Source organism: Chromatiaceae bacterium (genome assembly GCA_024235395.1).
In the GTDB taxonomy this organism is placed as follows: Bacteria; Pseudomonadota; Gammaproteobacteria; order Chromatiales; family Chromatiaceae; genus Thiosocius.
Genome location: JACKMK010000001.1, coordinates 1,379,614 through 1,404,306, shown reverse-complemented (window position 1 = coordinate 1,404,306; position 24,693 = coordinate 1,379,614). Strand labels below are relative to the sequence as shown.

The following is a 24,693-nucleotide window of genomic DNA, read 5'->3' as shown; positions in this document are numbered from 1 at the left end:
GCGTACCCGTCCTCGTTGCTTGTCCGATCCGCTGCGGCCACCCGAGCGCGGACCCGTACGCTGGACGCGACCCGTCCCCGGCGCTCAGGCGTTCACGCTCGATCGAGATCTATGTCGGCACAAAACGGCGGTTGTTTAGCCGGCGATCGGGAAAAACCCTTGCTGGCAAGGGGTTTTGGAGGCGCCGGAGGAGAGTGCGATTCTCCCGTCTGGCGCCGGCGGCAGCTCAGCGCGGTGTCGCGAGGTGGTCGAGCAGTGACAGCAAGACGCGTTCCTCGGATGGCCCGATGTCGATTGTCTCGAGGCCCGCCCAGTACTCGTCCGGACTGTTGGCCGGTGTACACCAGAGAATCTTCACGCCCATGGAAACCGCGGATGCGTCGAAGCCCGGCGGTGGCTCGATCTTCAGCTGCAGAATCCCGTCGGCGTACAACTGGCGGTTGGTGATCAGCATCATGCCGCCCAGCGACAGGTTGCCGACAATGCCCAGCGTGCTGTCGTCAATGCCGTCGATGACCCGCAGTCCCGCGTCGTACGCGTCTATGCGATTGTTTTTGCGACGGTCGTCCACGCTTCACCTTCCTCGCGATCAGGCATTGACAGAGTCTTCCAGTGCGCGCCGGATACGGCGCAGCGAGCGCGCGACGAAGCTCGAGGTCTCTTGCTGCATCGGTCGCACCGAACCCTCGCGCATCCTGCGGGCGACGGTCGTCGCCGGCATCAGGGCCACCTTCGCGCCGTGCTGATCGACAAACAGCATGTTGCGCGTGTGTGGGTTGACCCAAAGCAGCTTGACGGCCTGCTCGCCTTTTCCGTCGTCGGTCTTCAAGACGAACCAGGCCCCGGTCTCGCGCATCAGCTTGGATGCGACTCGTTGGTCCTCCTCGGAGGTCGTGGGCTCTTCGGCCGGCTCCGTGGCGGGCTGTTGCGCGGCGGCTTCCGGCGTCGACGCCTTGCCGGCCGCTGCCTGCGGCGCCCGCGCTGGTTCGGCCGTGGTCTTTCTCACGGTGGTGGTCGAGCGCTCCGGCACCACGTCCAGTGAATCGATGACCCGGCGGATATTCTGTTCGTGGTGCGGAATCAGACTGCCGACCGTGGATTCGAGACGCTTGGTGAGGTCGTCGCGTAACGGCTGCGCCAGCGGCTGGCCCTTGGCGGCATACACCGCAGCCGCGATCAACGCCTCGCCGACGCTGTAGGCATTGCTCCATGCGGTCGACTCGGTGTCGAGGTCGCTACGCAACAGCAGCAGGGTCAGGTAGTCGGCGAACGTCGTCGTCAGGAAGGTCACCACGCCGGGTGCGATCTCGATATCGCCGGCGATATCGTCGATGGTCTTCTTGACGATGGCCTTCGCCTGGTCGAGGCGCGCCCGGCCGCGTTCGGCCTCGAGGGTGCGCTCCTCGGCCGCTGTCGACTGCTGGCTGAGGCGTTTCTCGGCGCTCTCGAGCCTGGCGATCTGTTCGTCGAAGAACTCGGTGGAATGCGTTTCTCGGCGCAGGATCTCGGTGACGATCTCCTGCAGCTGTGGGTAGATGCCGGCACGCAGGTTGTCTTCGCGCACCCAGCGTATGCCGGCGTCCAGCATGCGCTCGAACAGCCGACGCGCCGGGTGCTTGGTGTTCTCGAGGAAGTCCGGGCTCTGTACCGCGATCTTCAGGTAGCGCGTGTGCAGGTGACTGAGCAGCGTCTTTACCGAGTTCGGCAACAGCTTTTCGTTGAGCATGGCCTCGAACAGCATGCCGACGATGTCGATCACATCCTCTTCGCGCCGTTCCAGGCGTTCCCGGCCCACCAGGCTCTTTATGATCTGGCGCTGCTTCTCGAGCGCCCCTTTGACCTTTACCAGCAGCGCGGCGTCCACCGCGACGACCTTGCTGCTGACCGGTCCGGTGGGGATCGGGATCGGGTGCGGTGCCTCCTGCAATACGCGTTCGTCCGCGATCGCCTCGCCCACGTTGGCGGCAGTCGGCAGGATCGGCGCCGAGGTAGCCAGCGGTTCGGCGGACTGTTGATGCCGGCGTTTGGCCATCAACAGCGAACTGATCGCCGAAAGCGTCTCGGCCGAGGTCGGCGCACTGGGCCGCAGGCGCTGTCCGGGTACGCCGGCACCGGCGTAGGCATCACCGGCGATGCCTTCACCGGCCGTCGCGATGGCATCGTCCGGCGCACCGGCGCCATCGGACGGGGCCGCGCCACCGCCACCGCCCGGTCCGTAGCGCTGGTATTCGTATTTCAGGTTGGGCAGGATGCCCTGATCGATCAGCCGCTTGTTGAAACTCTGGTAAAGCTCCCCCAGCCGGCTCATGACATAGCGGTCGAACAGGGTGTAGAAGACGAGCCGGACCTCTTTTTCGACCTCCAGTCGGCGGCTTACCGGGTCGAAAAGGCGGATCACCTGCATCGGATTGGCCGGCACCTTCTCAATCGTGATCGGCCGGCCACCGAACAGTGCCGAGAGTCGTTGCGCCAGCGCGTGCAGTTCGCCGAGCTGACGGTCCACGGTGCGTTTGGCGATCGTCTCGAGGGCCAGCGAGCGTTCGTAGTCTTCGACCTCGACCAGGCTCAGGGTATCCGCGCCCAGGCGGGTCGAACTCGACGCGCCATTGGTGAACGACAGCAGGCTTTCGCGCAGGTTGCGTTCGAACTCGCCGACGATGGTCTCTTCCTTGAGGTAGAACTCGCGTTGAGCGTCGAAGAACAATCGCTGCAGCCGGTTGTTCTCTGCGGCATCGGCGAACTCGAGCAGGACCTGGCTGGAAGAGTCGAACAGCGCGCGGAAGCCTTCGACCAGGCTGCGCTCGACCTCTCCCTGCCACTCCTGCAGGATTTTCTTGGTATTCGCTTGCATCAAACTGCATTCCGTCGCCGGAAAAACACCCCTTCGTTCGCGCCGATGGACGAGATACTAACCTCTTCATCGGTGGCAAAGTGGGATAACTTGAGCCGGACGGCCGTCAGGTGGCCGGTAGCCGGCCGGAGGGCGACGATGATTGGTCTGCTGCAGCGCGTGAGTCAAGCCGAGGTCCGGGTCGATGGCAGGGTGGTCGGCGCGATCGGCGCGGGACTGCTGGTGCTGGTCGGCGTGCAGCGGGGTGATGACGAGACCCGGGCGGCGCGCCTGCTCGAGCGCTTGCTGGGTTACCGGGTGTTTGCCGACGCCGAGGGCAGGATGAATCTCAGTCTGCTCGATACCGGGGGTGGACTGTTGCTGGTGCCGCAGTTCACGCTCGCCGCGGATACGCGCAAGGGCCGTCGCCCCAGTTTCTCGAATGCCGCGGCGCCGCAGGAGGGTGACCGGTTGTTCGATCACTTGGTCAGCCAGGCGCAATCGCGTCTTCGAGTCGTGCAATGCGGCCGCTTCGGCGCGGATATGCAGGTGAGTCTGGTCAATGACGGTCCGGTTACCTTCTGGCTGGAGACCTGAGCATTGCCCAAGGGTCCGCGAATTCGCGTAGAATCCAACCGAAATCATTCGCCAAATCAGGGAGCTATCGGTGGCCCGCAGTGCCAGCATCGAACGCAACACGCTGGAGACCCAGATCCGCGTATCCATAGGACTCGACGGTCGCGGCGTGGCCCGCCTCGACACCGGTGTGCCGTTCCTCGAACACATGCTGGATCAGGTCGCCCGGCATGGCCTGATCGATCTCGAGGTCATTGCCAAAGGTGACCTGCACATCGACGCGCACCATACCGTCGAGGATCTCGGCATCACGCTCGGTCAGGCGTTCGCAAAAGCGGTCGGTGACAAGAAGGGTATACGCCGCTACGGGCATGCCTATGTGCCGCTCGATGAGGCGCTTTCGCGCGTCGTGCTCGATCTGTCGGGACGGCCGGGTCTGGTGTTCGGGGTCGAGTTCACCCGCGGCATGATTGGTGGTTTCGATGTGGACCTTTTTCACGAATTCTTTCAGGGTTTCGTCAATCACGCCGCGGTGACCCTGCATGTCGACAATCTGCGTGGCAGCAATGCGCACCACCAGGCAGAGACCGTGTTCAAGGCGTTCGGTCGTGCGCTGCGCATGGCGATCGAACCCGACGAACGGCTCGGCGACCTGATCCCCTCAACCAAAGGCAGTCTCTAGAGGGCAAGCGCGTGGCACAAAAGATTGCCGTGATTGACTACGGCATGGGTAACCTGCGTTCGGTGTCGAAGGCGGTGGAACATGTTGCTGGCGACGCCGAGGTGCGCGTCACCGACGATCCCGAATTTATCGCTGCCGCGGACCGGGTGGTGTTTCCTGGCCAGGGAGCGGCACGCGATTGCATGGCGGCGATCGGCAAGCACCATCTCAATCAGGCCGTCCTGCAGGCTGCGCACAGCAAGCCCTTTCTCGGTATCTGCATGGGCTTGCAGGTCCTGATGCAGCGCTCGGAGGAGAACGGCGGTACCGAGCTGCTCGGGTTGTTCGCCGGTCAGGTGAGACGTTTCGACGGCCTCGCGATGGGTGACAACGGGCTGCCGTTGAAGATCCCTCACATGGGCTGGAGTCCGGTCAACCAGGTGGTCGAGCACCCGTTGTGGGAGGGGATCGCGGATGCGACCCGGTTCTACTTTGTGCACAGCTACCGCGTGGTGCCGGAGGATGTTTCCGTGGTGGCAGCGACCACGGATTATGGCGTGCGATTTACCTCGGCAATCGCGCGCGATAATCTGTTCGCGACGCAGTTTCACCCCGAAAAGAGTGCCGACGCCGGCCTGCAACTGTTACGCAATTTCGTCAACTGGCGCGCCTGAACGGACACGCCCGCTACGAAGCACGAACACGCAACCCCGCAAGAGTATTGAGCATGATCCTGATTCCCGCAATCGACCTCAAAGACGGCAAGTGCGTGCGCCTGCGTCAAGGCGTGATGGAGGACGACACGGTGTTTGGCGACGATCCGCTCGCGGTCGCACAGCGTTGGGTGGACGCCGGTGCCCGACGCCTCCACATGGTCGATCTGAACGGTGCATTTGCCGGTAGGCCTGTGAATGCGGATGCGGTAAGGCGCATCGCGCAGGCGTTCCCCGATCTGCCGATCCAGGTCGGCGGCGGAATTCGCGATGCCGAGACGATCGAGGCCTACCTCGATGCGGGCGTGAGCTGGTGCATCCTCGGTACCAAGGCGGTGCGCGAACCGCACTTCGTGTCCGAGGTCTGTCTGCAGTTTCCGGGGCACATCATCGTCGGACTGGATGCGAAGGACGGCAAGGTCGCTGTCGAGGGCTGGTCGAAGTTGTCGCGCCACGACGTGATCGACATGGCACAGCACTTCGAGCACGACGGCGTGCACGCGATCGTGTACACGGATATCAGCCGTGACGGCATGATGAAGGGAGTCAACGTCGAGGCGACCGCGCGTCTTGCGAACGCAATCCGCATCCCGGTGATTGCGTCTGGTGGCATCACCAATATCGACGACGTGCGCGCCCTGTGTGCGGCCGACAGCGACAACATCATCGGTGCGATCACCGGTCGCGCGATCTACGAGGGCACCTTGGATCTCGCCGAAGGTCAACGCCTGGCCGACGAGCTTTCGGGATAGCGGGCGAAAGGCGATGGGTCTGGCAAAACGCATCATCCCGTGCCTCGACGTCGATGCCGGCCGAGTGGTCAAGGGCGTCAAGTTCGTCGATATCCGCGATGCCGGCGATCCGGTCGAGGTCGCACGTCGCTACAACGCCGAAGGCGCAGACGAGATCACCTTCCTGGATATCACCGCAACGGCACACGAGCGCGACACCATCGTGCATGTCGTTGAACAGGTCGCGTCCGAGGTGTTCATTCCGCTGACTGTCGGCGGTGGCATCCGCAAGGCCGAGGATGTATTGCGCATGCTGAACGCCGGTGCCGACAAGGTGGCAATCAATTCAGCCGCGGTATTCGACCCGGAATTCGTTGCGCGCGTCACCGACCGGTTCGGCTCGCAGTGCATCGTGGTGGCGATCGACGCCAAACGCGTGGACGATCATTGGGAGATCTTCACCCACGGCGGGCGTAAACCGACCGGCATCGATGCTGTCGAATGGGCGCGCCGCATGGCGGAGTACGGCGCCGGCGAGATCCTGCTTACCAGCATGGACCGCGATGGCACCAAAAGCGGGTTCGACAACGAATTGAACCGGGCCGTGGCCGAGACGGTGGGCATTCCGTTGATTGCTTCGGGGGGCGTCGGCAACCTGCAGCATCTGGTCGACGGCGTGCAGATCGGTGGTGCCGATGCGGTGCTGGCCGCGTCGATCTTTCACTTTGCCGAATACAGCATCGGCGAGGCCAAACACTACATGGCCGAACACGGCATCGAGATGCGCCTGTGAGGCCGGCGCGGGGGTGGTTGCGATGAACGACACGCTCGACAGGCTGGCGGCGGTGCTGGAACAGCGCAAGCAGGCCGACCCCGACAGTTCCTACGTCGCCAAGCTGTACGCCAAAGGGCTCGATGCGATCCTTAAGAAGATCGGCGAGGAGGCTACCGAGACGGTGATGGCGGCCAAAGACGGCGATCCGGCCAAGATTACCTACGAGGTCGCCGACCTGTGGTTCCATTGCATGGTCCTGCTGGCCCAGCAGGGACTCCGGCCAGCCGATGTACTGGCCGAGCTGGAACGCCGGTTCGGCCTGTCCGGTCTGCAGGAAAAGGCCAGTCGAACCGAGTAGCGCAAGCCGGCAGCAGGCCGACGCAGCGCAGCACGCCCGGCCTTGGGGTATTATGGCGGCCACGTTTTCGACCCACCAACGAGAGTGGGAAATCAGCGGAGAGAGACATGGGTATCGGTGGAATCAGTATCTGGCAGTTGCTCATCATCCTGGTGATCGTGCTGCTGTTGTTCGGCACCAAGCGCCTGCGCAATCTGGGCGGCGATCTTGGAAACGCGATCAAGGGCTTCAAGAAGGCGATGAACGATGATGACAAGAAGTCGAATGAGCCCGAACGCCTCGAGAAGACCGACGAAAAGGTGATCGACAGCGAGGCCACGCGCGAGAAGGAAAAGCAATAACGGTCCGGTGACGGAACGATTCAATGTTCGACGTCGGGTTCCTCGAGTTGTTGGTGGTCGGCGTGGTTGCCCTGCTGGTCATCGGTCCTGAACGCCTGCCGAAGGTGGCGCGTACCGCCGGCATGTGGGTCGGCCGCGGACGGCGCTTCATCAATTCGGTCAAACAGGATATCGACCGTGAAATCAAGGCTGACGAACTGCGCGAAATCATCGACAAGCAGAAGCGCAGTAACCCGATGCACGAGATCGTCGAAGATACCAAAAAGGATTTCGCCCAGATCAAATCCGATGCCGAGTCTGCGGTGGGTGTGAAACCCCGGTCCGAAACCGCTGACGACAAACATGAGTGATAACGCCTCGCTGCCCGAGCAGCCGTTCATAAGCCACCTTGTAGAGCTGCGCGATCGCCTGATGCGTATGGCATTGGCCGTGGTCGTGCTGCTGTTGGTGCTTTTCCCGTTCGGCAACGACATCTTCCACGTGCTTGCGCAGCCGGTGATCAATGCCTTGCCGGAAGGCAACTCGATGGTTGCCACGAAGGTGCTGTCGCCGTTCCTGACACCGCTGAAGCTCGCCTTCGTCGCGGCGGTGTTTCTGGCGATGCCCTACCTGCTTTATCAATTGTGGAGTTTCATTGCGCCGGGCCTTTATCAGCACGAGAAACGTCTTGCGCTGCCACTGTTGCTGTCGAGCATCCTGCTGTTCTATCTCGGTTCGGCGTTCGCCTACTTCGTGGTACTGCCGATCCTGTTTCCGTTCCTGGTCGGCGTAACGCCCGAAGACGTCAAGGTGATGCCTGACATCGCCGACTTCCTGGACATCGCAATCCGCATGTTCTTCGCTTTCGGCATGGCGTTCGAGGTGCCGATAGCGACCATCCTGCTGGTGATGGCCGGCGCGACCACGCCAGAACGTCTGGGTGAAAAGCGCCCCTACGTGATCGTCGGTTCCTTCGTGATCGGGATGTTGCTGACACCACCGGACGTGATCTCGCAGACGTTGCTGGCATTGCCGATGTGGCTGTTGTTCGAAATCGGACTGCTGTTCGCACGCGCCATGGCAAAGCGCCGCGCCGCGCCTTCCGGCGGCGACGAAGAGGCGGTGGTCGATGGACAGGCCGGGCACGCGGTTGCCGGCGCGACGTCGGCAGGCGTCGCAGGCGGCGAGCACACATCCGATGACGAGTTCGATCGTATCGAGGCCGAGTTCGAGGAGCTGGACCGCGCCTCCCGTGCCGAGCAGGCATCGCCGGATACCCAATCCGATGCGCCGGCCGACGGGGCGTCCGACGACTACGACGAGTATTCGGACAGTGAGGACGTGAACGGCCCGGCCGAGGAACCGGTACGATGGACCGCGGACGACTCCGCCGACATGCTCGACGAAGAGGATTTCCCGCGGCGCACTGCGACCGAGGCACTGGTCGATGCCAAGCTGGAACAGGTCGCGGCACTCCGTGCCACCGGCGCTGACAGCGAGGCGCGTCGCCTGTTGTACGAGGTTCTCAGCGAAGGCGACGAGACGCAGCGCAAGGTGGCGCTCAATATCCTCGAACAGTTGGACAGCTGAGGCGAATCGCGGCGATGCCGAGGTGGCTGCTGTTGCTGATCAGCCTGTACGCAGGGCAGGTGGCAGCGCTGGAGAACCAGCTGGCCGGACACCCGTCGCCTTACCTTGCGATGCATGGTGCAGATCCGGTGGCCTGGCAGGATTGGGGGCCGGCTGTTGTCGAGCGCGCACGCAAGGAGGACAAGCTGCTGTTCGTCTCCAGCGGCTACTTCTCTTGTCACTGGTGCCATGTGATGCAGCGCGAGAGCTATCGTGATCCCGCGATCGCGACACTGCTCAACACCCATTTCATTCCGGTCAAGCTGGACCGCGAACTGCATACCGCACTGGACACGCACCTGATCGACTTTCTCGAACGTACCCAGGGCCAGGCGGGCTGGCCGCTGAACGTCTTCCTGACCCCTGAGGGTTACCCTTTGATCGGTGCGACCTACCTGCCGGCCGCTCAGTTCCGCGAGTTGCTCGATCGCCTGCAGCGCGCCTGGCGGGACGAGCGCGGCAAGTTGCGCAAGCTCGCGCGTCGCACCTCCTTGCAGATCGCGTTGGAGAACATTTCGCAACAAGGCGAGTCGCTGCCCGAGTCCGCTCTGCGGCAGGGCCTGTTCGCGCAGGCAATGGGTCTGGCAGACGTGCTCGGCGGCGGTTTCGGTGAGCAGAACAAGTTTCCCATGACGCCGCAGCTGATGGCATTGTTGGAGTTGCAGCAGAGCGCGCCGCGGGCCGAGCTTGCCGAGTTCCTGATGCTGACCCTCGACCGCATGGCGGACGAGGGTCTGCGCGATCATCTCGCCGGCGGCTTCTTTCGCTACACCGTGGACCCCTCGTGGGACACCCCGCACTTCGAGAAGATGCTCTACAGCCAGGCGATGATGGCCGAGCTCTACCTGCGCGCTGCCGACGTATTCGGCCGCGAGGATTACGCGCGGATCGCGCGCGACACGCTCGACTTCGTGTTGCGCGAGATGCCGGGTGCCCAGGGCGGTTACGTGGCGAGCTTCTCGGCGGTCGATGGCTCAGGGGAAGAGGGCGCCGTGTATCTTTGGCGCGTCGAGGAACTGCATGCGGCGCTGGGTGAGCAGGACACCGCGTTGGCGCGGCGTCATTGGCGGATGTTGGACGTCGCGACGTTCGGCGACCGTTATCTGCCGCGACGTGGCGAGGCCGCGTCGGCGATCGCAGATGCGCTGAAGCAACCGCAGACGGTGATCGAACACCGCTTGGGCGATATCCGTACACGCTTGCTCGCCGTGCGCGCGCAACGCCCGCTGCCGGTCGATGGCAAGGAACTGGCGGGCTGGAACGGCCTGATGCTGGCCACGCTGTCGCAGGCCGCATTGCGCTGGCAGGACCCGACACTGCGTCGCGCGGCGGCCGGTCTGCGGAACTTCCTGCGCAACCGCCTGTGGGACGGCGGGGAACTTCGGCGCGCACTCGATGACAAGGGGCGGCCGTTCGGTGATGCGTCGCTCGCCGACTATGCCTACGTCGCCTACGGCATGTCGCATTACGCAACCTTGAGCGGTGATCCGACCGACCGCACGCTGGTTGCGGCACTGGTCAACCTCGCGTGGCAGCGCTATTCGGGGCCGGCCGGTTGGCGGCTGGACGACGAACCGCTGATTCCCGGCATGGGCGAGGAATCGGCACTGGCCGAAGGCGCGCTGCCGTCGCCCTCGGCGATGCTGGTGCGCCTGGCATTGCACAGCGATGACCCGGCACTGGTGGCGAAAGGTAGAGCGGCGGCGGAACAGGCGCGTGCGGGCGTTCAAAACGAGCCGTTCTGGTATGCCGGCCACATCTCGGCATTGCTGGAATCGTCCACGCGGGCCGAATGACGTAGTACCGGGGACAGCCGTCGCCACGCCCGACGGGGTGTCCGGGCGAGCGGAAGCGTGGCCTGCTCAACCGGCGTCGGCCGCCCGGCGCAGCTCCGCAGCGCGATCGGTATGCTCCCAGGTGAACTCGGGTTGTTCGCGACCAAAGTGGCCGAACGCCGCGGTCTTCGCATAGATCGGCCGGCGCAGGTCGAGGTCGCGGATGATGCCCGCCGGCGTGAGATCGAATATCGCGCGTACCGCCTGTGCGATCCGGTGCTCGGGCAGGCTGTGCGTGCCCTGGGTGTCGAGCCGGATCGACACCGGGTCGGGTCGGCCTATCGCGTACGCGAGCTGCACGCTGACGCGCCGCGCGAGCCCCGCGGCGACGACATTCTTTGCCACCCAACGGGCCGCATAGGCGGCCGAGCGGTCGACCTTGGTCGGGTCCTTGCCGGAGAAGGCCCCACCACCGTGCGGGCAGCTGCCGCCATAGGTATCGACGACGATCTTACGTCCGGTCAGGCCGGTGTCGCCGTGGGGCCCGCCGACCTCGAAACGTCCGGCAGGGTTGACCAGGTAGCGCGTTCGCGAACTACGCAGGCCAGCGGGTACCACCGATTCGATCAGTTCCCCGATCACCGCGCGTTCTATCGCCGCGTCGGACAGTTCGCCCTGCAGCTGGGTCGAGATGACCACGGTATCGACCTCGACCGGCCGGTCTCCGGAGTAGCGCACCGTTACCTGGGCCTTGGCGTCCGGGCGCAGCCACGGCAATTCCCCGGCGTGGCGCAATGCATGCTGGCGCTGCATCAACCGATGGGCGAGCTGGATCGGCAGTGGCATCAGCTCCTCGGTCTCATCGCATGCATAGCCGAACATCAGCCCCTGGTCCCCGGCGCCGAGCACGCCGTCGGCGCGCTCGACGCCTTTGGCAATCTGCTCCGATTGACCATGCACACGCAACTGCACCTCGCAGCCCGTCGGGTCGATGCCAGGGAAGTCGGCGCGGTAACCGGTGTCGTGCAGCAGGCGACGAACGATGCCGTCGAGTTCGCCGCGCAGCGTCGCGAATGCCCCGGGCGGGCCAAGTCGGAACTCGCCGGCCACGACGACGAAGTCGTCAGCCAGGAGGGTCTCGCACGCCACCTTCGCATGCGGGTCCAGTTCCAGACAGCGATCGAGTACGGTGTCGGAGATCCTGTCGGCGAGTTTGTCCGGGTGACCATCGGACACCGACTCCGAGGTGAACAGATAGTCGGAGGTCATGGCGCTGCGCTCCCGGTGGCGATGTTTGCGGATACCCGGCGGCCTACCCTGGTGAGCCGTGTGGGATGGGTGTGGCTCCGACTATAAGGTAGATCGGGTGGAGAGGGGCGACGGCGTGGCCTCGACGGCGATGCGTCGGCCGGCGTGCCGGGAAGGGTCGGGAGCGCGGCCCGGGCCACCGCGCTCCGAGGAATGACCGCCTAGAACTCTTCCCAGTCTTCGTCGTCGACCGGTGTCGCCTCGACCTTGTTGCGGCGCGCGGGCGGTGCCGCCGCGGTGGCCGGCTTCGGTTTGGCAGCTGCCGGTTTTGCAGCCGGCGGGGGAGCCGTGGCCGGCGACGCCGCGGGCCTGGTCGTCGCGGCCCGAGGTTGCGCACCGTCGACCGTGAAGAAGGCCACCAGCTGGTTCATCTCGCGCGCCTTGTCGCTCATTGACGACGAAGCCGCCGAGGTCTGTTCGGCGAGCGCCGCGTTCTGCTGGGTGACCTCGTCCATCGAAGTCACTGCCTTGTTGACCTGGTCGATCCCGGCCGACTGCTCGGCCGAGGCGGCGGCGATCTCGGCGACGATATCGCCGACCTTTTTCACCCCGTCGACGATCTCGTCGAGCGACGCCCCGGTCCGATCGACCAGCTCTGCGCCGGTCTTGACCTTGGCGACCGAGTCCTGGATCAGCTCCTTGATCTCTTTCGCCGCGGAGGCGGAACGCGAGGCGAGGTTGCGGACCTCGGTGGCCACGACGGCGAATCCGCGGCCCTGTTCACCGGCACGCGCCGCCTCGACGCTGGCGTTGAGCGCCAACAGGTTGGTCTGGAACGCGATATCGTCGATCACGCCGATGATCTCGGCGATCTTGCCCGACGCGTCATTGATCTGGTTCATCGCCTCGATCGCACTTCTCACCACTTCGCCGCCACTCTGGGCGTGTTGCCGTGCGCTGTTGGCGACCTGATTGGCCTGCTGGGCATTGTCCGCATTGTTGCGCACTGTGCCGGTGAGTTGCTCCATGCTGGCCGCGGTCTCCTCGAGACTGGCCGCCTGTTGCTCGGTCCGTGACGACAGGTTGGTGTTACCACTCGAGATCTCGTCGGACGCCGTCGCAATCGCGTCCGCGCTTTCCCGCAGTTGGCGAACGACGTCGCCAAGGTGGTTGAGACTGTCGTTGATGTCCGCCTTTACGCGTCCGAAGGTGCCTTCGTACTCGCCGGTCATCGGCCGTGTCACATCGCCCTGCGCGAGACGCCCCATGACCGCTGCAATTTCATCGAACACGCGCTCCATCTGGTCGATCAGCGCATTGATGCCGCCAGCCAGCTGTCGGAAGAAGCCCTGCTTGCCGTCTTCGGCGATGCGTTGTGTCAGGTCGCCGGCACGCGCCGACTCGACGATCCCATCGATCTCGTGCTCGATCGCGACCTCGGTGGTGCGATCGGCCCATTCGACGACAGTGCCAAGTCGCTTGCCTTCCATGTCGACGACCGGGTTCGCGATGAACCGCATCGTGCGGCCGCCGACCACGAACTCCGACTGGTGTGCCGCATTCAGCTGGTTCAGCATGCCGCGCTGGTGGTTCGGATTCTTATGAAAGACATCGATGTTCGAACCGATGATGGCGCTGGCCGAGAAGTTCGGTAGATCTGAACGGATATCCTGTTCTGCGCCGGTGAAAAGCTTCAGTGCGGTCTCGTTCATGTAGATGATCTGGTGGTCCTGGTCCGCAACCATGACGTTCGAACTGACGTTGTCCAGCGCCACCTTCAGACGCAGGTTGGCCGCCGCTGTCTGGCGTTCCTCCTGCAGGCGTTCCTGTTCGGCCTGCTGTGCAGCCAGTTCCTCGGTGATGTCGATCCACTGCGTCACGCGACCCTGGTACTCGCCTTCGTCGTCGCGCACCGGAGAGGTGACCAGTTTGAGTGTCCGCCCCCAGGCCGTGAGCTGTGAGGTGCGCGTCTCGGTCAGCTGGCGCTGATAGGCCGCACGCAGTTCCGCATCGTCGAAGAAGTCGGCGAGGCTGGTTCCCATCAAGCCATCGGTTCGGAAGGCCGCGCCCTTCTGCCGGCCGATCAGGTCGAACAGGTCGTGCGCGGCCTTGTTCATGTAGATGAGGAGATTGTTGCGGTCGGAGACCGTCACGCAGGAATCGACGTTGTCGAGCGCCGAGCGCACACGCAGGTTCGACTGTAGGGCCTCCTGCACCGTGTGCACGTCGTAGTTGAGGCGCGATTGCATGGTCTGCATCGCCTGTAGCACCTCGCCGGCCTCGTCATCGCGGTCGCTGGCAATGTCGTTGTCGTACTTGCCCTCGGTGATCGCGTGCGCGACGGCCACTGCGTGTCCGAGTGGACGCGTGATACTGCGCGCGATCAGGTACGAGACCACGAGGCCGATCACGATTGAAAACAGTGCGGCGACGAGTGCCAGGTTGCGCAGCTCGGACATCTCGGCAACAAAGGCACTGCGGTCGGCCGCGATGCGCAGCATGCCGACCACCTCGCCGGCGAAGTCGCGCAGCGGTGCAGACAAGACGCTGAGCGGGACGCCGTCCAGCTCAGTGATCTGCATGAAGGATTCCCCGGCACGCACCCTGGCTGCGTCCTCGCTGCCGAACGGTAGCGCCGAGGGCAGGGTGCTCGCAAACGCCTCGAGATCCGAGCCTTTGAAGAGGTCCAGCGTCACGTCGGTGCCGTACTTCGACTTGAAGGCCTCGAAGAACTCCTTGCTGAATGCCATGCCGAACTCGACCGAACCGAGATGGACACCGTCTTTGAAGACGGGCGTCAAGCCGCGGAGACCAAGCCCGAACACACCAATGTCCAGGCCGGTCACGGGTGATTTTTCATTGTTCGTTTTGACGATCGTCGGTCGTTTGCCGGTCAGGTCGTCTCCGAACTTGCCGGGCTTATGGATGCGTACGAACGAGGTGGCCGGCGGCGTATGGAACTGAAACTGGCGCACCCCGAAATCTTTCTTGAGGCGTTCGAACGGTGTGCGGAACATCTGTAGCAGCCGCTCGCGGTCACCGGCCGCGAACGCGTCCTGGGCATCCGGCATCTCGGCCACCAGTGTGGCCAGCGTGGCGGCCGTGCGCACCTCGGCGTCGAGTCTGCCCTGCAGTTCGACGTAGTGTTCGTTCAGATTCTGAAGCTCACGGTCGACCGCGGCCTTGTGCATGTGCCAGAAACCGGCGCCGATCAGCGAGGCGGTGATCCCCGCGATCAGCAGGGTGAAGGCGATGGACAACTTGCGACTGGTCGGCAGTGAACGCACGGCATGCATCAGGCGTGCCGCCCTTGTCGGCTTGAGCGTCGCTTTCCCGGCGTTGATCGCGCGGTACAGTTGCTCGGCCTGCTCGACCTCTGCGCGTGTGGGGTGGATGCGCACAGACATGTATTCGACGATATGGCCATCGCGCATAACCGGTGTCACGGTGGCCTTGACCCAGTAGTGGTCGCCGTTCTTGCAGCGATTCTTGACGATCCCGGTCCAGGGCTTGCCGGCCTTGATGGTGTCCCACAGGTCTTGGAACGCCTCGGGCGGCATGTCGGGATGACGCACCACGTTGTGATTGCGCCCAACCAGTTCGTCCTCGCTGAAGCCGCTGATCTCGATGAACGCCTGGTTGGCATAGGTCGTAATGCCCTTGAGATCGGTCCGCGATGCCAGTATCTGTCCGGCCTTGAATTCGCGTTCCTGCTGGGTAACCGGTTGATTGTTCTTCACGCCTGCTTTTCCCGTCGTCGCTACAACTGGCCAGTTAGTCGTCAGCATCGGCAAAATCTTGAACGTCGACAGGTGTTTTCCCGCGGCGGACAGGCGCCGGCCGCGGTGCCGGTATGGGCACCCGGGGCGAAGAATTCTGCGCGTCCGTGGGGAGCGGGTGCTATTCGGTCCGGGGTGCCGTCGACGGGGCCGGCGTCGGCGCAAAATTGAAGTACATTTTTTCCGCCTGCAGTTCGTAGGACCAGGGCAGGCCTTCGTGCTTCCATCCGGCGACCACGCGTTTGCCGGTCTGCGGGCCGGAACGCGCCTTGACACCTTCGAAACCCTCGACCTGGGTATACACGGTCTTGAAGCCGGCATCGTACAGGGCACGTGCGGCATAGGGGGCGCGGCTGCCCGAGGTGCACATGATGATGATGGGGCTGGACTTGTCGAGGCCCTTGGCCTGCAATGCGTTCTCGACTGCCGCTTCGAACTGGAAGTTCAGCTCTCGACGAAAGGTGCCGTGACGGTCCCCCGACTTCGCGCGCCACTCGGTCGTGTCAAACCGATAGGGGATGTTCGCATCGATCTGTTCCGCCACACCCACGTACCGCAGTTCCAGCGGGGTCCGTACGTCGATGAACAATACCTCGTCTGGGCGCGAGGTCTTGAGTTCGTAGGCCTCGCGTGCGCTGAGGTACAGGCCGAAGGGGGTGTGCCACTTCTCCCTGACCGCGGACTCGTCGATTGCCGATGCATTCATCGACGTGGCGACCAGTGTCGCGGTCAGGGCGTTCAGACGCATTATCTGCATATCGGTGCCAAACAAAGCTGCATCGTTAGACCGGTACCCTAGCAGGTTCGTACATCGATTTCCGGTGGATGCCGTGGCGGCGCCCCGCCAAGGGTCGCCCGATGGATGCCTATTTCCAGCGGTCGCGTTCGAGCAGCAGCAGAAGCATCTGCAGGACTGCCTGGTCCGCCGTGTCGTCATTCTGGGAGCCCTCCGGACCGGTTGCCGGGGGAGGCAGCTCACCATCCTCTACCGCGACGATCACCCGGGCGCGGTTGACGACATAGGCGACCGCCGCTGCGACATCCTGATCGCTGATGAGCTGGTCGCCGCGTGGCGGCATGCGGCCATGGCCGGTCAGCGCATGCTCGATGAGGGTATCGAGCGGCTGGCGGACACGTGCCTTCCAGTCGGCGGCGTCACCGAACACCGGTGCGCCTTTGCGACCACTCTCGTGACAACGCATGCAGCGTTCGGAAAACACGACCCGTCCATGCGCGAGGTTGTAGGTGCGGACGTCGTTTTCGTAGCCGGCCGGTCCGGACGGGCCAGGCGCCGCGAGTGCCTGCGCAGCCATTGCCAGCGCCGCCCAAACGTATCGATAGAGTCGCATGGTTGTCAGCTCTCCCGCAGTGTGAGCCTCGCATACCGTACAAGCATCCGCCCGCTCGATGCGCGCGGCTGATGCCGCAGCCAGGTGCTCCGGCGATCCACTGCGACGGGTTCGCTGCTGGTATTCCGCATCGCCACCCCTCTCTCACGCGTGCCCGGTCGGCGGTCCATTAACATATTAGTCGATCTGTTCCCGCCAACTACAATGAACGCCCCGTCGAGCTGCTCACGGGTGCCCTTGCCACGAAACCTGGATGCGGCAAGGGAGATTGCCCACGGCGGGCTTGCAGGCCAGCAGTGGAAGTGGTGTCATCGAATGCCCACGACCTTACCCTGGTGTGCGCGCGTCGTCGTCAGGGAAAGTGATTGCGCTGAAGCCTGTGGTCGCGGTGAACTCCGTAGGCCACCCATTGAGAACCAAGATCTTGCGCTTTCGACGAGTGATCGATGAAACAACAATACAATGACCGGACGATTCCCCGCATCGCGCTGCTGCTTGCGCTGCTAGGCGCAGGTTGTACGCCGCAACAGTCGCTGTACAAGGAAGATGTGACCGCCAAGGCGCTGACCTCCGGCGGCACTGTACACACGAGGGTGCTTGCCGCAGCCGAAGATTGGCGGAACTCCGGCGTCGAAGTGGCCGAGGGGCAGGAATACGGCGTCACCGCCACAGGCAAGTGGAAGACGTATGGGACATGCAATGTGACCGGGCCCGACGGTGTCGGTATGTACGGGCCCTTGTGCTTCAAGTTGCCGCTGTTTCCTGAAGTGATCAGCGGTTTCAGTCATTCGACACTGATCGCGCGGATCGGTGATGAAGGTGCACCGTTCGCGATCGGTGACAACCTCAAATTCGTGGCCCAGGCAAGCGGTCCGTTGTATTTCAGGATCAACGATACCTACGGCGCGACTGCCGACAATGAAGGCTATGCCGACGTCGAGGTCACTGCCTTCGGCGGCAGCCAGCCGGAGATCACAACTGCCCCGGCCGCACAGACGGCACTGGCCGCGCAGGTGGCTGCTGCGGCATCGGGCGTACCCCGGGTTGCGCTGGTGATCGGCAACAGCAACTACCAGCAGAGCCCGCTGAAGAATCCGGTCAACGACGCCAACGCCATGGCCGAGAGCCTGCGCCGGCTGGGCTTCTCGGTGATCCTGAAGCTCGACGCAAACCAGCGCGAGATGGAACTGGCCATCGACGAATTCGGGCGCAAGCTGGTCGGCGGCCAGCACGTGGCGCTGTTCTATTTTGCCGGACACGGCGTGCAGGTCGATGGGTCGAACTACCTGATCCCGACCGAAGCGGCCATCCGGCGGCAGAGTGACGTACGCTACAAGGCGGTCGACGTTGGTCAGGTATTGGGTGCGATGGGTGAGGCGACCGACAATCTCAATATCGTGATTCTGGATGCATGCCGCGACAATCCATTGCCGCGCAGTTTCCGCAGCAGCGCCCGCGGTCTGGCCCAGGTGCACGGTCCCAAGGGCACCATCATTGGTTTCGCGACGAGTCCGGGTTCCACCGCGGCGGACGGGGAGGGGGACCACGGCGTCTACACCAAGCACCTGCTCGAGAGTTTGCCGGAGCCGGGGATCAGCATCGAGCAGGTGTTCAAACGCGTGCTGCAGGGAGTGAACGCCGAGACCGGCGGTCTGCAGACGCCGTGGACCGAGTCATCTTTCACCGGTGATTTCTCGTTCAATCCCGGATGAGCGTCGCGCCATCCCGGTCTGAACCGGCACGGTGACGGCTCGGCCGCGGTCGCGCGGTGAATGGGTGAGACACGTGACGCAGCAACCCGATTGCATCTTCTGCCCGCCGTCACCCGACAGTATCCTGTCTGAGAATGCGCTCGCCTACGCGATCCGCGATGCCTTTCCGGTGTCGCGTGGCCACGTACTGGTGATACCTCGGCGCCATGTCGAAGACTATTTCGCACTGCACACGGACGAGCTACTCGCTTGCAGCGAACTGCTTTCGATATTGCGACGCGACCTGATGGCAGAAGATGCGGGGATCCGCGGATTCAATGTGGGCGTGAACGCCGGTCGCGCGGCGGGACAGACCGTTCGGCATTGCCATATCCATCTGATTCCACGGCGGCCGGGTGACGTGCAGGACCCGCGTGGGGGCGTGCGATGGGTCCTGCCGGAACGGGCCGACTACTGGTCGGGGCGGTAGGTCACGTCACGACTCGGGTGCGCCGCGAGGCCCCCGTTGTGCGCCGGGCCGTCCCGACCGCCAGCGCACCCGTCGCGATACCCGCGACTGATGTATCCGCCGGTATGCGGCGGTATCCCCGGCCATTCGACATCGTTACAGATCGTTTTTTACCTGCTCGGCGCAGGCACCGCCGATTTCGATCGATTTCCTCATCATCGCAATGGCCGCTTCGGACGAGCCGTCTTCGGCCTCCAGCACCGCCGACAACGCCGACTCGAACGCCGACTCCGCATCGGCGTAGCTGCCTCCTTCGAGGATGGTCCGGTACGCGACATTCTGCAGGTCATCGGAATATGCGGACATCGCGATCATGTGGCATTCGGCGAATGCCTCCGCCGTCGCGCGTGCCTTCTGTTTGAGCTGGTCAGCCGATAGGTCTTTGGTTTCGGGATCGGTCGCAAACACCTCGGTGAATGTCGACTCCGCCATCTGCACGAACGCACGCCGGTACGGGGCGCTCTCCAGCAGATCGGCCGTGGCGATCGCCGGCAGAAGGATGATGGCCAACACGGCGGGGAGTAAGGTTCGCATTGTCTGCTCAGTCATATCGGCCTCCAGGGTTGAGTACACCTTACATCGTTGTGCCGGGAGCCGGCGATGCCGCATCGAACGAATCCGCTGGTGTGACGTGTCGAGCCGTCGCGTCGTGCAAACGCGGCCCGGACCGTTTTCCGCACGGTGTTACAGCGTGCTCCACAGGGCCCACGTCAGGCCCCCGGCGATGATGATCGCGCCGATGACGAAAAAGGCGCTACTGTCACCCTTGAGGCGTTGGCGCACCTCATCTGCGGTTCCCGCATAGACCGGCAGGCCGCGCGATCGGCCGGAGCCGGGGTAAAGTGCCCCATCACGCCAGACACCGAAGACGCAAACCTGTTCATCCGGGCGGAGCAGCCAGGATTTGCAGGTCCCTTCACTGGACTCGGGTTCGTCCCCATACCGGATATAGCCTTCGATCCGATCCCGGACATGCGCGAGAAACAGCGACCGGGCGAGAAACTTTGGCAACAGTCTGGGGCTCAACTGCGCGGACGCGTGGGCTCGCTCGTGCACGCCCGCCGGCAGGCTGCGCCGTTCGAGATGAATGAGATCCGGAAAGCCCGAAAGCCTGATCGTTCCGGCAGGTGTTTCTATGCCGGTCGGTACCAGGAAGAAGCCGTCGTAACGACAGGTCATGTGTTTGCTGGTGCGTTCACCCGCTGTCCTTGCGCCGCGTTCTTCGTCGAAAACCTGGTAGCGGAAGGCCAGTACATCGCTGAACGGGGTCTCGGCATCGGGTTGCAACGCCCGTGCCCTTCCGCAAACCGCGGTCCATTGGCCCGGCTCCGGTGATTCCACGCCAAGGCTCCGTTCGATGGCGTCGTGGTCGGCCTTGTCTCGCAGACCCTGCTTGATCAGCCAGAGGCCTGCAGCGATTAGAAGCGGCAGAAAGAACGCCACTGTGCCAAGGTAGTTGTCGAGTACCCACGAAAGTCCAACGATCGCGAGGACGAGGACGACAAAAGGGCCGTAGTGGGCGATGGCGGCTCTCAGCGCGACCGATTCGAGGGAACTGTTCTGGATTTTCACCTGATCCGCGCCTCGCTGTGCCGCGGCGACAACCGCCGCTTTAAAGGCTAGCCGCCTTCGCCGGATGTTCGAGCGGTTTCTTTCGCCGTCGTCGACGCGGTTTGTCATTCAGGGTCGATTCGACCCGCCTCATTGACGGTGATGGTCGTCGGTGGTGGCTGGCAGGTCGTTGCCCGACGCGTTCGGGCGTCTGTGGCGCGGTGTCAAACGAGTCAAGCGGGTGCCGTGCAGGCGCTGAACACACCGCAGGGCTATTGTGGGGTCGGCTGCAGCGCCTGCCCGAGCGTTTCCGAGTCGACATAGCCGGCCATTTCCTCGATGAACGTGGAAACGCTCGGGTCAGACATCAGGGCCTGCATCGCGACTTCGCCCAGTACCTCGAAACTCGCCTCGATGGTCTGTTCGCCTTCGTACTGCAATGCCTGCCTCGCCGGATCTCGGCACTTCACCGCCAGCAGATCCACGAATATGTTCGCTGCCGTTTTGCTGATCGCGCTGGCTTCCCGCTTGTCCACGTCGCTCAGGTCCGCGACCTGCGGATGCGACGACATGGCGGCGAACACCCACCGTGCCAACTGCCCCTTTTCGTGATCGCTGGTGGACCGGACGAGGCATTTCGACAGGTCGTCCGTGAACGGGCCCGCTTGGCTCGATACGGACAGGACAAGCGACACAAGCAGCATGGATCCCAAGGCGCCGATATTCATTTCGCGTCCCCGTGGTGGCTCTGCAGCGATGGTGTCAACGGAAGCGCAGACAGCTGCGCCACGGAATGCGCAACGCGGCATCTGCGCCTGTCCATCGGAAACCGGATCACGCTGGAGGGGCTTGCCAGCCACTCCCCCGCGGACGGATCCCGGTTTCTCGACAGCTGAGATGCGCGTGGCTACAGTCAGTGCGACGACTTCTTCGGCGGGCAGGCGTTCATAACGCCAAGCATTGCCCACCACAGGCTGGCGTAGGCCGCGGTGCCGACACCGATCAGGTAGAGCAGATCACTCATGTCCGGAAACGCATGGCCGGTTTTAGCTGTCGTGCTGGTCGTACGCATGGTGTGCTCCGATCTGTTGAGGATCCACCGACCGCAGGCGACAGCAAAGGCACCAAATCGGTCGGTCCATCATTGTTAGCGGTACATCAGAGCGTGGCTAAAGGGCGGGACCTGAAGAAACGGCGATCACAGTCTGTTCATTCCCCCTGCGGTGCCCGATCGGGCCGGTGCGACGCCAGATCGGCTCGACCCGCGTGGCGGCCCCAGGCCAGCAGGGTCGAGATGTGACCGGCGTTTGCGCGATTCTCGGTGACCGCCTGGATCCCGCCCTCCGAATCGGGGCGCCGGACGGTCCGGCATCCCGGATTTGCAGGGTCAGGTGTCTCGGGAGGAGCGCGTTTCCGGCTGCCGATACGGCGGCCAGGCGCTCCATACCGAAACCCGGGTTCCCCGGGACACTCGCCCAGAGAGATTGGCGACTATGAGATCGGCGGGCCGTCTAGAATTCGAACTGGGACCACGGCCTTGTGGGAAGCCATGCCAATGACCGAGTCGGTGCGCGTTGTCGAGAACTTTCTCGCCGCCCTCGCTGCGCGTGACTTCAGCGCTGTACGCGGCTGTCTGGCGGACTCCGGGTTTCGCTATCTGAGTCCCATCGCGCAGTTCGACAATCCGGACGACTTTGTCACGAGCATGGAGGGTGTCGGCGCTATCCTGCACAAGATAACGGTCCTCCACCGCTTCGAGGATGACGGGCTCGTGTGCCACGTGCTGGATTTCACCGTCAACCTGGAAACCCGGCGTACCCGGCGGACGGTGCAGTTGGCACGGGTTCGGGATGGCAAGCTCGTCGAGCTCGAGGTGATATTCGATGCCACCCAGTTCAACCGCATGGTCATCACCGACGAGTCGCCGATGCCCTGATGAAGGCTCGAGGGGCGTTCTTCCGGGAGAAGCGGCAGAGGCCCGATGCCCGGGTTGTCGTCGCCAGGGTGCATGAGTGAGTCCGGGAGGCGTCGGTTCCGCGCCGACCCCGGGCGGATGTTCCGCCAACGCCGTGAGATCCAAATGCCCGGGTCGTGCCCCCGTGCGTTGTTGTCGCCGATGCGTTTGGTGGGCCGTGTAGGATTTGAACCTACGACCAAGGGATTATGAGGACCACGGAGGTTCAACTCATTGAAAAATAAGCCGAAGATCCGCAACGGAATTCTCGGGTGCCTCATCGAAAAACCGAACCTGCCGAACCTATCCCGAACTCGGGCGGTTCGGTATCTCCGAACTTCCGCGGAAAAGTCGATCTGCGTCATCGAGTTGCGTCGGGTCGGTACCGAACTTGGGCCGAGCCGGGGTGGCTTTCGGCTTCCGTTTCGCAGCTCTGGTCGAATTGCCTGCTTAGGGGGACGGGCTGATATTGGTGAAGCGGGTAGGTTCTTCCGAGTTCGGCCCACTTCGGAGATCCGGTTCAGGTGCAGTGATCGTCCGTTGGTAGGCCGAAGCCGCCGTTGGGGACCAGGTCCGGCAACGACCTCAATAGGTTGGTTGACAGTCGTAGGCCGGAGCATCTCGCCGAACGAATTGTTATTGCTTAATGACCGGTTGAATCCGCATCCCATTGCTGCCGTTCGAGGTGGGTAAAGCGAAAGGGCTGCAGTGCGACTTTTGCGGTGGCCGCCTCTGCATATCGCCTCGATGGCAGCCGACCGAGAGCAGGCCGAATGGAATTGCGAGTACGGTCATGCGGCAATTCCTATCGCCGACCGGAGGTACCGTCTACCAACCGGCCACTCGCGCTCACGGCGAGGGTGTAGGAAATTCTGTGTGTTGAGCCATGATAGCGATCCGAGGAGGATCTCATGGCACGACGCACCAAGCCCACGATTGAAGACGAACTGATTGACAAGCTGCTGGAGGGCCGCGAACACAGCGCGGCACTGCTCGGCAATGATGGCCTGATCGGAGAACTGAAGAAGCGACTGGCGGAACGTATGCTGTCGGCCGAGATGGACGTTCATCTCGATGACGATGATCAGCAGGCGGCCGGCAATCACCGCAACGGCTATTCGCAGAAATCGGTCACGATGGTCGATGACCGCGTGGTGTTGGATATTCCGCGTGACCGGAATGGCCAGTTCGATCCGCTGCTGATCCCCAAGTACGCGCGCCGGTTTCCCGGCTTCGATGACAAGATCATCGCCCTGTACGCCCGTGGCATGAGCACGCGGGACATCCAGGCGCATATCGAGGAGATCTACGGCATCACGGTTTCCCGAGTCTGGTCTCGGCGGTCACCGAGGCGGTCATGGATGAGGCCGTGGCCTGGCAGAACCGGCCGCTCGAGGCGACCTACGCGATCGTCTACTTCGATGCCCTGCGGATGAAGATCCGCGACGAGGGCCTGGTCCGCAACAAGGCCGTCTATCTGGCGATCGGCGTGAACTGTACCGGCGCCAAGGAGATCCTCGGACTCTGGATTGAGCAGACTGAGGACGCCAAGTTCTGGATGCGCGTCATGACGGAGATCCGCAGCCGCGGCACGACGGACATCCTGATCGCCGTTGTTGATGGCCTCAAGGGCTTCCCGGAGGCGATCACGGCCGTGTTCCCGGATACCGTCGTCCAGACCTGCATCGTCCACCTGATCCGCTACTCGATGCAGTTCGCGTCCTGGAAGGAGCGCAAAGCAATCGCGAAGGATTTGAAGCCGATCTACGCGGCGCCCAGCGCCGAGGCCGCCTCGGCCGCCCTTGGCATGTTCGAGGAAGGCGCCTGGGGCCAGAAGTACCCACCGATCGTCGCCAGCTGGCGCCGCTAATGGGAGCAGGTGATTCCGTTCTTCGCGTTTTCGCCGGAGGTCCGCAAGATCATCTACACGACCAACGCGATCGAGAGCCTGCACAGCCAGATCCGCAAGACGATCCGCAACAAGGGGCACTTCCCAAGCGACGATGCAGCGACCAAGCTGATCTACCTGGCGCTGCGGCAGATAGAAGCGAAATGGAAGCGACCACCGAGGGAATGGCAGGCTGCCAAGTCACAATTAGCGATACAATTCGGCGAGCGGTTTACGCTCGAAGACTGATTTCAACAACCGGCTCACACACAGAATTCAGTACAGCCCCCTCACGGCTCGATCATCCTCAAACTGGAGAGTCAAATCACTAACCGC

At 63.4% G+C, this 24,693-nt stretch carries 23 protein-coding genes and 1 pseudogene; 14 read left to right on the top strand and 10 right to left on the bottom strand.

The features are described from left to right. Positions 1–226: 226 nt before the first annotated feature. Positions 227–571 carry a PilZ domain-containing protein gene (locus tag H6955_06535; protein ID MCP5313192.1) on the bottom strand — a complete coding sequence of 115 codons (345 nt, stop codon included), beginning with the start codon at positions 569–571 and terminating at the stop codon, positions 227–229. A gap of 18 nt (positions 572–589) precedes the next feature. Further along, the gene (locus H6955_06530; protein MCP5313191.1) at positions 590–2,851 is read right to left on the bottom strand and encodes a DUF1631 family protein; all 2,262 of its coding nucleotides are present in this window, start codon (positions 2,849–2,851) and stop codon (positions 590–592) included. 138 nt (positions 2,852–2,989) lie between these two features. On the opposite strand from H6955_06530, the gene H6955_06525 reads away from it, so the two are divergent. The 10 genes from H6955_06525 to H6955_06480 all read left to right on the top strand — a co-directional run bounded on the left by H6955_06525 (position 2,990) and on the right by H6955_06480 (position 10,389). Next, on the top strand, positions 2,990–3,427 hold the full coding sequence (locus H6955_06525) for a D-tyrosyl-tRNA(Tyr) deacylase (protein MCP5313190.1): 438 nt from the start codon (positions 2,990–2,992) through the stop codon (positions 3,425–3,427). Positions 3,428–3,497: 70 nt separating this feature from the next. Continuing rightward, on the top strand, positions 3,498–4,088 hold the full coding sequence (hisB, locus tag H6955_06520) for an imidazoleglycerol-phosphate dehydratase HisB (protein MCP5313189.1): 591 nt from the start codon (positions 3,498–3,500) through the stop codon (positions 4,086–4,088). An 11-nt stretch (positions 4,089–4,099) separates the two neighbouring features. Further along, the gene (gene hisH / locus H6955_06515) at positions 4,100–4,741 is read left to right on the top strand and encodes an imidazole glycerol phosphate synthase subunit HisH (GenBank protein MCP5313188.1); all 642 of its coding nucleotides are present in this window, start codon (positions 4,100–4,102) and stop codon (positions 4,739–4,741) included. A gap of 53 nt (positions 4,742–4,794) precedes the next feature. Then, on the top strand, positions 4,795–5,532 hold the full coding sequence (gene hisA / locus H6955_06510; GenBank protein ID MCP5313187.1) for a 1-(5-phosphoribosyl)-5-[(5-phosphoribosylamino)methylideneamino]imidazole-4-carboxamide isomerase: 738 nt from the start codon (positions 4,795–4,797) through the stop codon (positions 5,530–5,532). A 13-nt stretch (positions 5,533–5,545) separates the two neighbouring features. Then, positions 5,546–6,304 carry an imidazole glycerol phosphate synthase subunit HisF gene (gene hisF / locus H6955_06505; protein MCP5313186.1) on the top strand — a complete coding sequence of 253 codons (759 nt, stop codon included), beginning with the start codon at positions 5,546–5,548 and terminating at the stop codon, positions 6,302–6,304. A gap of 22 nt (positions 6,305–6,326) precedes the next feature. Then, positions 6,327–6,644, top strand: a complete 318-nt coding sequence (locus tag H6955_06500; protein ID MCP5313185.1) for a phosphoribosyl-ATP diphosphatase — start codon at positions 6,327–6,329, stop codon at positions 6,642–6,644. A gap of 107 nt (positions 6,645–6,751) precedes the next feature. Beyond that, positions 6,752–6,985: a Sec-independent protein translocase subunit TatA gene (gene tatA / locus H6955_06495; GenBank protein MCP5313184.1), complete on the top strand. Its 234-nt coding sequence runs from the start codon at positions 6,752–6,754 to the stop codon at positions 6,983–6,985. Positions 6,986–7,008: 23 nt separating this feature from the next. Continuing rightward, positions 7,009–7,335, top strand: coding sequence for a twin-arginine translocase subunit TatB (tatB, locus tag H6955_06490; GenBank protein MCP5313183.1), 327 nt, complete (start codon positions 7,009–7,011; stop codon positions 7,333–7,335). Then, the gene (tatC, locus tag H6955_06485) at positions 7,328–8,554 is read left to right on the top strand and encodes a twin-arginine translocase subunit TatC (GenBank protein MCP5313182.1); all 1,227 of its coding nucleotides are present in this window, start codon (positions 7,328–7,330) and stop codon (positions 8,552–8,554) included. The genes tatB and tatC overlap by 8 nt, the downstream gene beginning before the upstream one ends. 14 nt (positions 8,555–8,568) lie before the next feature. Further along, positions 8,569–10,389, top strand: a complete 1,821-nt coding sequence (locus tag H6955_06480; GenBank protein ID MCP5313181.1) for a thioredoxin domain-containing protein — start codon at positions 8,569–8,571, stop codon at positions 10,387–10,389. 66 nt (positions 10,390–10,455) lie between these two features. Here H6955_06480 and H6955_06475 read toward each other — a convergent pair whose 3' ends face one another. The 4 genes from H6955_06475 to H6955_06460 all read right to left on the bottom strand — a co-directional run bounded on the left by H6955_06475 (position 10,456) and on the right by H6955_06460 (position 16,744). Next, entirely contained in the window at positions 10,456–11,637 is a 1,182-nt protein-coding gene (locus tag H6955_06475; GenBank protein MCP5313180.1) for a methionine adenosyltransferase, read from the bottom strand. Between the two features lie 200 nt (positions 11,638–11,837). Then, positions 11,838–15,356: a PAS domain-containing protein gene (locus H6955_06470; GenBank protein MCP5313179.1), complete on the bottom strand. Its 3,519-nt coding sequence runs from the start codon at positions 15,354–15,356 to the stop codon at positions 11,838–11,840. Between the two features lie 160 nt (positions 15,357–15,516). Further along, on the bottom strand, positions 15,517–16,143 hold the full coding sequence (locus H6955_06465; GenBank protein MCP5313178.1) for a sulfurtransferase: 627 nt from the start codon (positions 16,141–16,143) through the stop codon (positions 15,517–15,519). Between the two features lie 118 nt (positions 16,144–16,261). Further along, on the bottom strand, positions 16,262–16,744 hold the full coding sequence (locus H6955_06460; protein ID MCP5313177.1) for a c-type cytochrome: 483 nt from the start codon (positions 16,742–16,744) through the stop codon (positions 16,262–16,264). Between the two features lie 446 nt (positions 16,745–17,190). On the opposite strand from H6955_06460, the gene H6955_06455 reads away from it, so the two are divergent. Both H6955_06455 and H6955_06450 read left to right on the top strand, forming a co-directional pair. Continuing rightward, on the top strand, positions 17,191–18,456 hold the full coding sequence (locus H6955_06455) for a caspase family protein (protein ID MCP5313176.1): 1,266 nt from the start codon (positions 17,191–17,193) through the stop codon (positions 18,454–18,456). 73 nt (positions 18,457–18,529) lie between these two features. After that, positions 18,530–18,925 carry an HIT family protein gene (locus tag H6955_06450; GenBank protein MCP5313175.1) on the top strand — a complete coding sequence of 132 codons (396 nt, stop codon included), beginning with the start codon at positions 18,530–18,532 and terminating at the stop codon, positions 18,923–18,925. A gap of 135 nt (positions 18,926–19,060) precedes the next feature. Here H6955_06450 and H6955_06445 read toward each other — a convergent pair whose 3' ends face one another. The 4 genes from H6955_06445 to H6955_06430 form a co-directional block, all read right to left on the bottom strand. Further along, complete coding sequence (locus H6955_06445; protein MCP5313174.1) at positions 19,061–19,513, bottom strand: hypothetical protein; 453 nt, start codon at positions 19,511–19,513, stop codon at positions 19,061–19,063. A 135-nt stretch (positions 19,514–19,648) separates the two neighbouring features. Then, positions 19,649–20,536 (bottom strand): hypothetical protein, encoded by an 888-nt coding sequence (locus H6955_06440; GenBank protein ID MCP5313173.1) that lies wholly within the window; start codon positions 20,534–20,536, stop codon positions 19,649–19,651. A gap of 251 nt (positions 20,537–20,787) precedes the next feature. Beyond that, positions 20,788–21,243, bottom strand: a complete 456-nt coding sequence (locus H6955_06435; GenBank protein ID MCP5313172.1) for a hypothetical protein — start codon at positions 21,241–21,243, stop codon at positions 20,788–20,790. 185 nt (positions 21,244–21,428) lie between these two features. Next, complete coding sequence (locus H6955_06430; protein ID MCP5313171.1) at positions 21,429–21,587, bottom strand: hypothetical protein; 159 nt, start codon at positions 21,585–21,587, stop codon at positions 21,429–21,431. A 483-nt stretch (positions 21,588–22,070) separates the two neighbouring features. On the opposite strand from H6955_06430, the gene H6955_06425 reads away from it, so the two are divergent. Together H6955_06425 and H6955_06420 are read left to right on the top strand one after the other, a co-directional pair. Continuing rightward, positions 22,071–22,451 carry a nuclear transport factor 2 family protein gene (locus tag H6955_06425; protein ID MCP5313170.1) on the top strand — a complete coding sequence of 127 codons (381 nt, stop codon included), beginning with the start codon at positions 22,071–22,073 and terminating at the stop codon, positions 22,449–22,451. Between the two features lie 929 nt (positions 22,452–23,380). Further along, positions 23,381–24,606: pseudogene (locus H6955_06420) on the top strand (IS256 family transposase). Positions 24,607–24,693 lie beyond the last annotated feature (87 nt).

Excerpts from the sequence above, each read along its gene's own strand:
- H6955_06530 (MCP5313191.1), bottom strand. The coding sequence starts at position 2,851 with ATGCAAGCGAATACCAAGAAAATCCTGCAGGAGTGGCAGGGAGAGGTC.
- H6955_06525 (MCP5313190.1), top strand. The coding sequence starts at position 2,990 with ATGATTGGTCTGCTGCAGCGCGTGAGTCAAGCCGAGGTCCGGGTCGAT.
- hisA (MCP5313187.1), top strand. The coding sequence starts at position 4,795 with ATGATCCTGATTCCCGCAATCGACCTCAAAGACGGCAAGTGCGTGCGC.
- hisF (MCP5313186.1), top strand. The coding sequence starts at position 5,546 with ATGGGTCTGGCAAAACGCATCATCCCGTGCCTCGACGTCGATGCCGGC.
- H6955_06500 (MCP5313185.1), top strand. The coding sequence starts at position 6,327 with ATGAACGACACGCTCGACAGGCTGGCGGCGGTGCTGGAACAGCGCAAG.
- tatA (MCP5313184.1), top strand. The coding sequence starts at position 6,752 with ATGGGTATCGGTGGAATCAGTATCTGGCAGTTGCTCATCATCCTGGTG.
- tatB (MCP5313183.1), top strand. The coding sequence starts at position 7,009 with ATGTTCGACGTCGGGTTCCTCGAGTTGTTGGTGGTCGGCGTGGTTGCC.
- tatC (MCP5313182.1), top strand. The coding sequence starts at position 7,328 with ATGAGTGATAACGCCTCGCTGCCCGAGCAGCCGTTCATAAGCCACCTT.
- H6955_06480 (MCP5313181.1), top strand. The coding sequence starts at position 8,569 with ATGCCGAGGTGGCTGCTGTTGCTGATCAGCCTGTACGCAGGGCAGGTG.
- H6955_06475 (MCP5313180.1), bottom strand. The coding sequence starts at position 11,637 with ATGACCTCCGACTATCTGTTCACCTCGGAGTCGGTGTCCGATGGTCAC.
- H6955_06465 (MCP5313178.1), bottom strand. The coding sequence starts at position 16,143 with ATGCGTCTGAACGCCCTGACCGCGACACTGGTCGCCACGTCGATGAAT.
- H6955_06460 (MCP5313177.1), bottom strand. The coding sequence starts at position 16,744 with ATGCGACTCTATCGATACGTTTGGGCGGCGCTGGCAATGGCTGCGCAG.
- H6955_06455 (MCP5313176.1), top strand. The coding sequence starts at position 17,191 with ATGAAACAACAATACAATGACCGGACGATTCCCCGCATCGCGCTGCTG.
- H6955_06445 (MCP5313174.1), bottom strand. The coding sequence starts at position 19,513 with ATGACTGAGCAGACAATGCGAACCTTACTCCCCGCCGTGTTGGCCATC.
- H6955_06435 (MCP5313172.1), bottom strand. The coding sequence starts at position 21,243 with ATGAATATCGGCGCCTTGGGATCCATGCTGCTTGTGTCGCTTGTCCTG.
- H6955_06430 (MCP5313171.1), bottom strand. The coding sequence starts at position 21,587 with ATGCGTACGACCAGCACGACAGCTAAAACCGGCCATGCGTTTCCGGAC.
- H6955_06425 (MCP5313170.1), top strand. The coding sequence starts at position 22,071 with ATGACCGAGTCGGTGCGCGTTGTCGAGAACTTTCTCGCCGCCCTCGCT.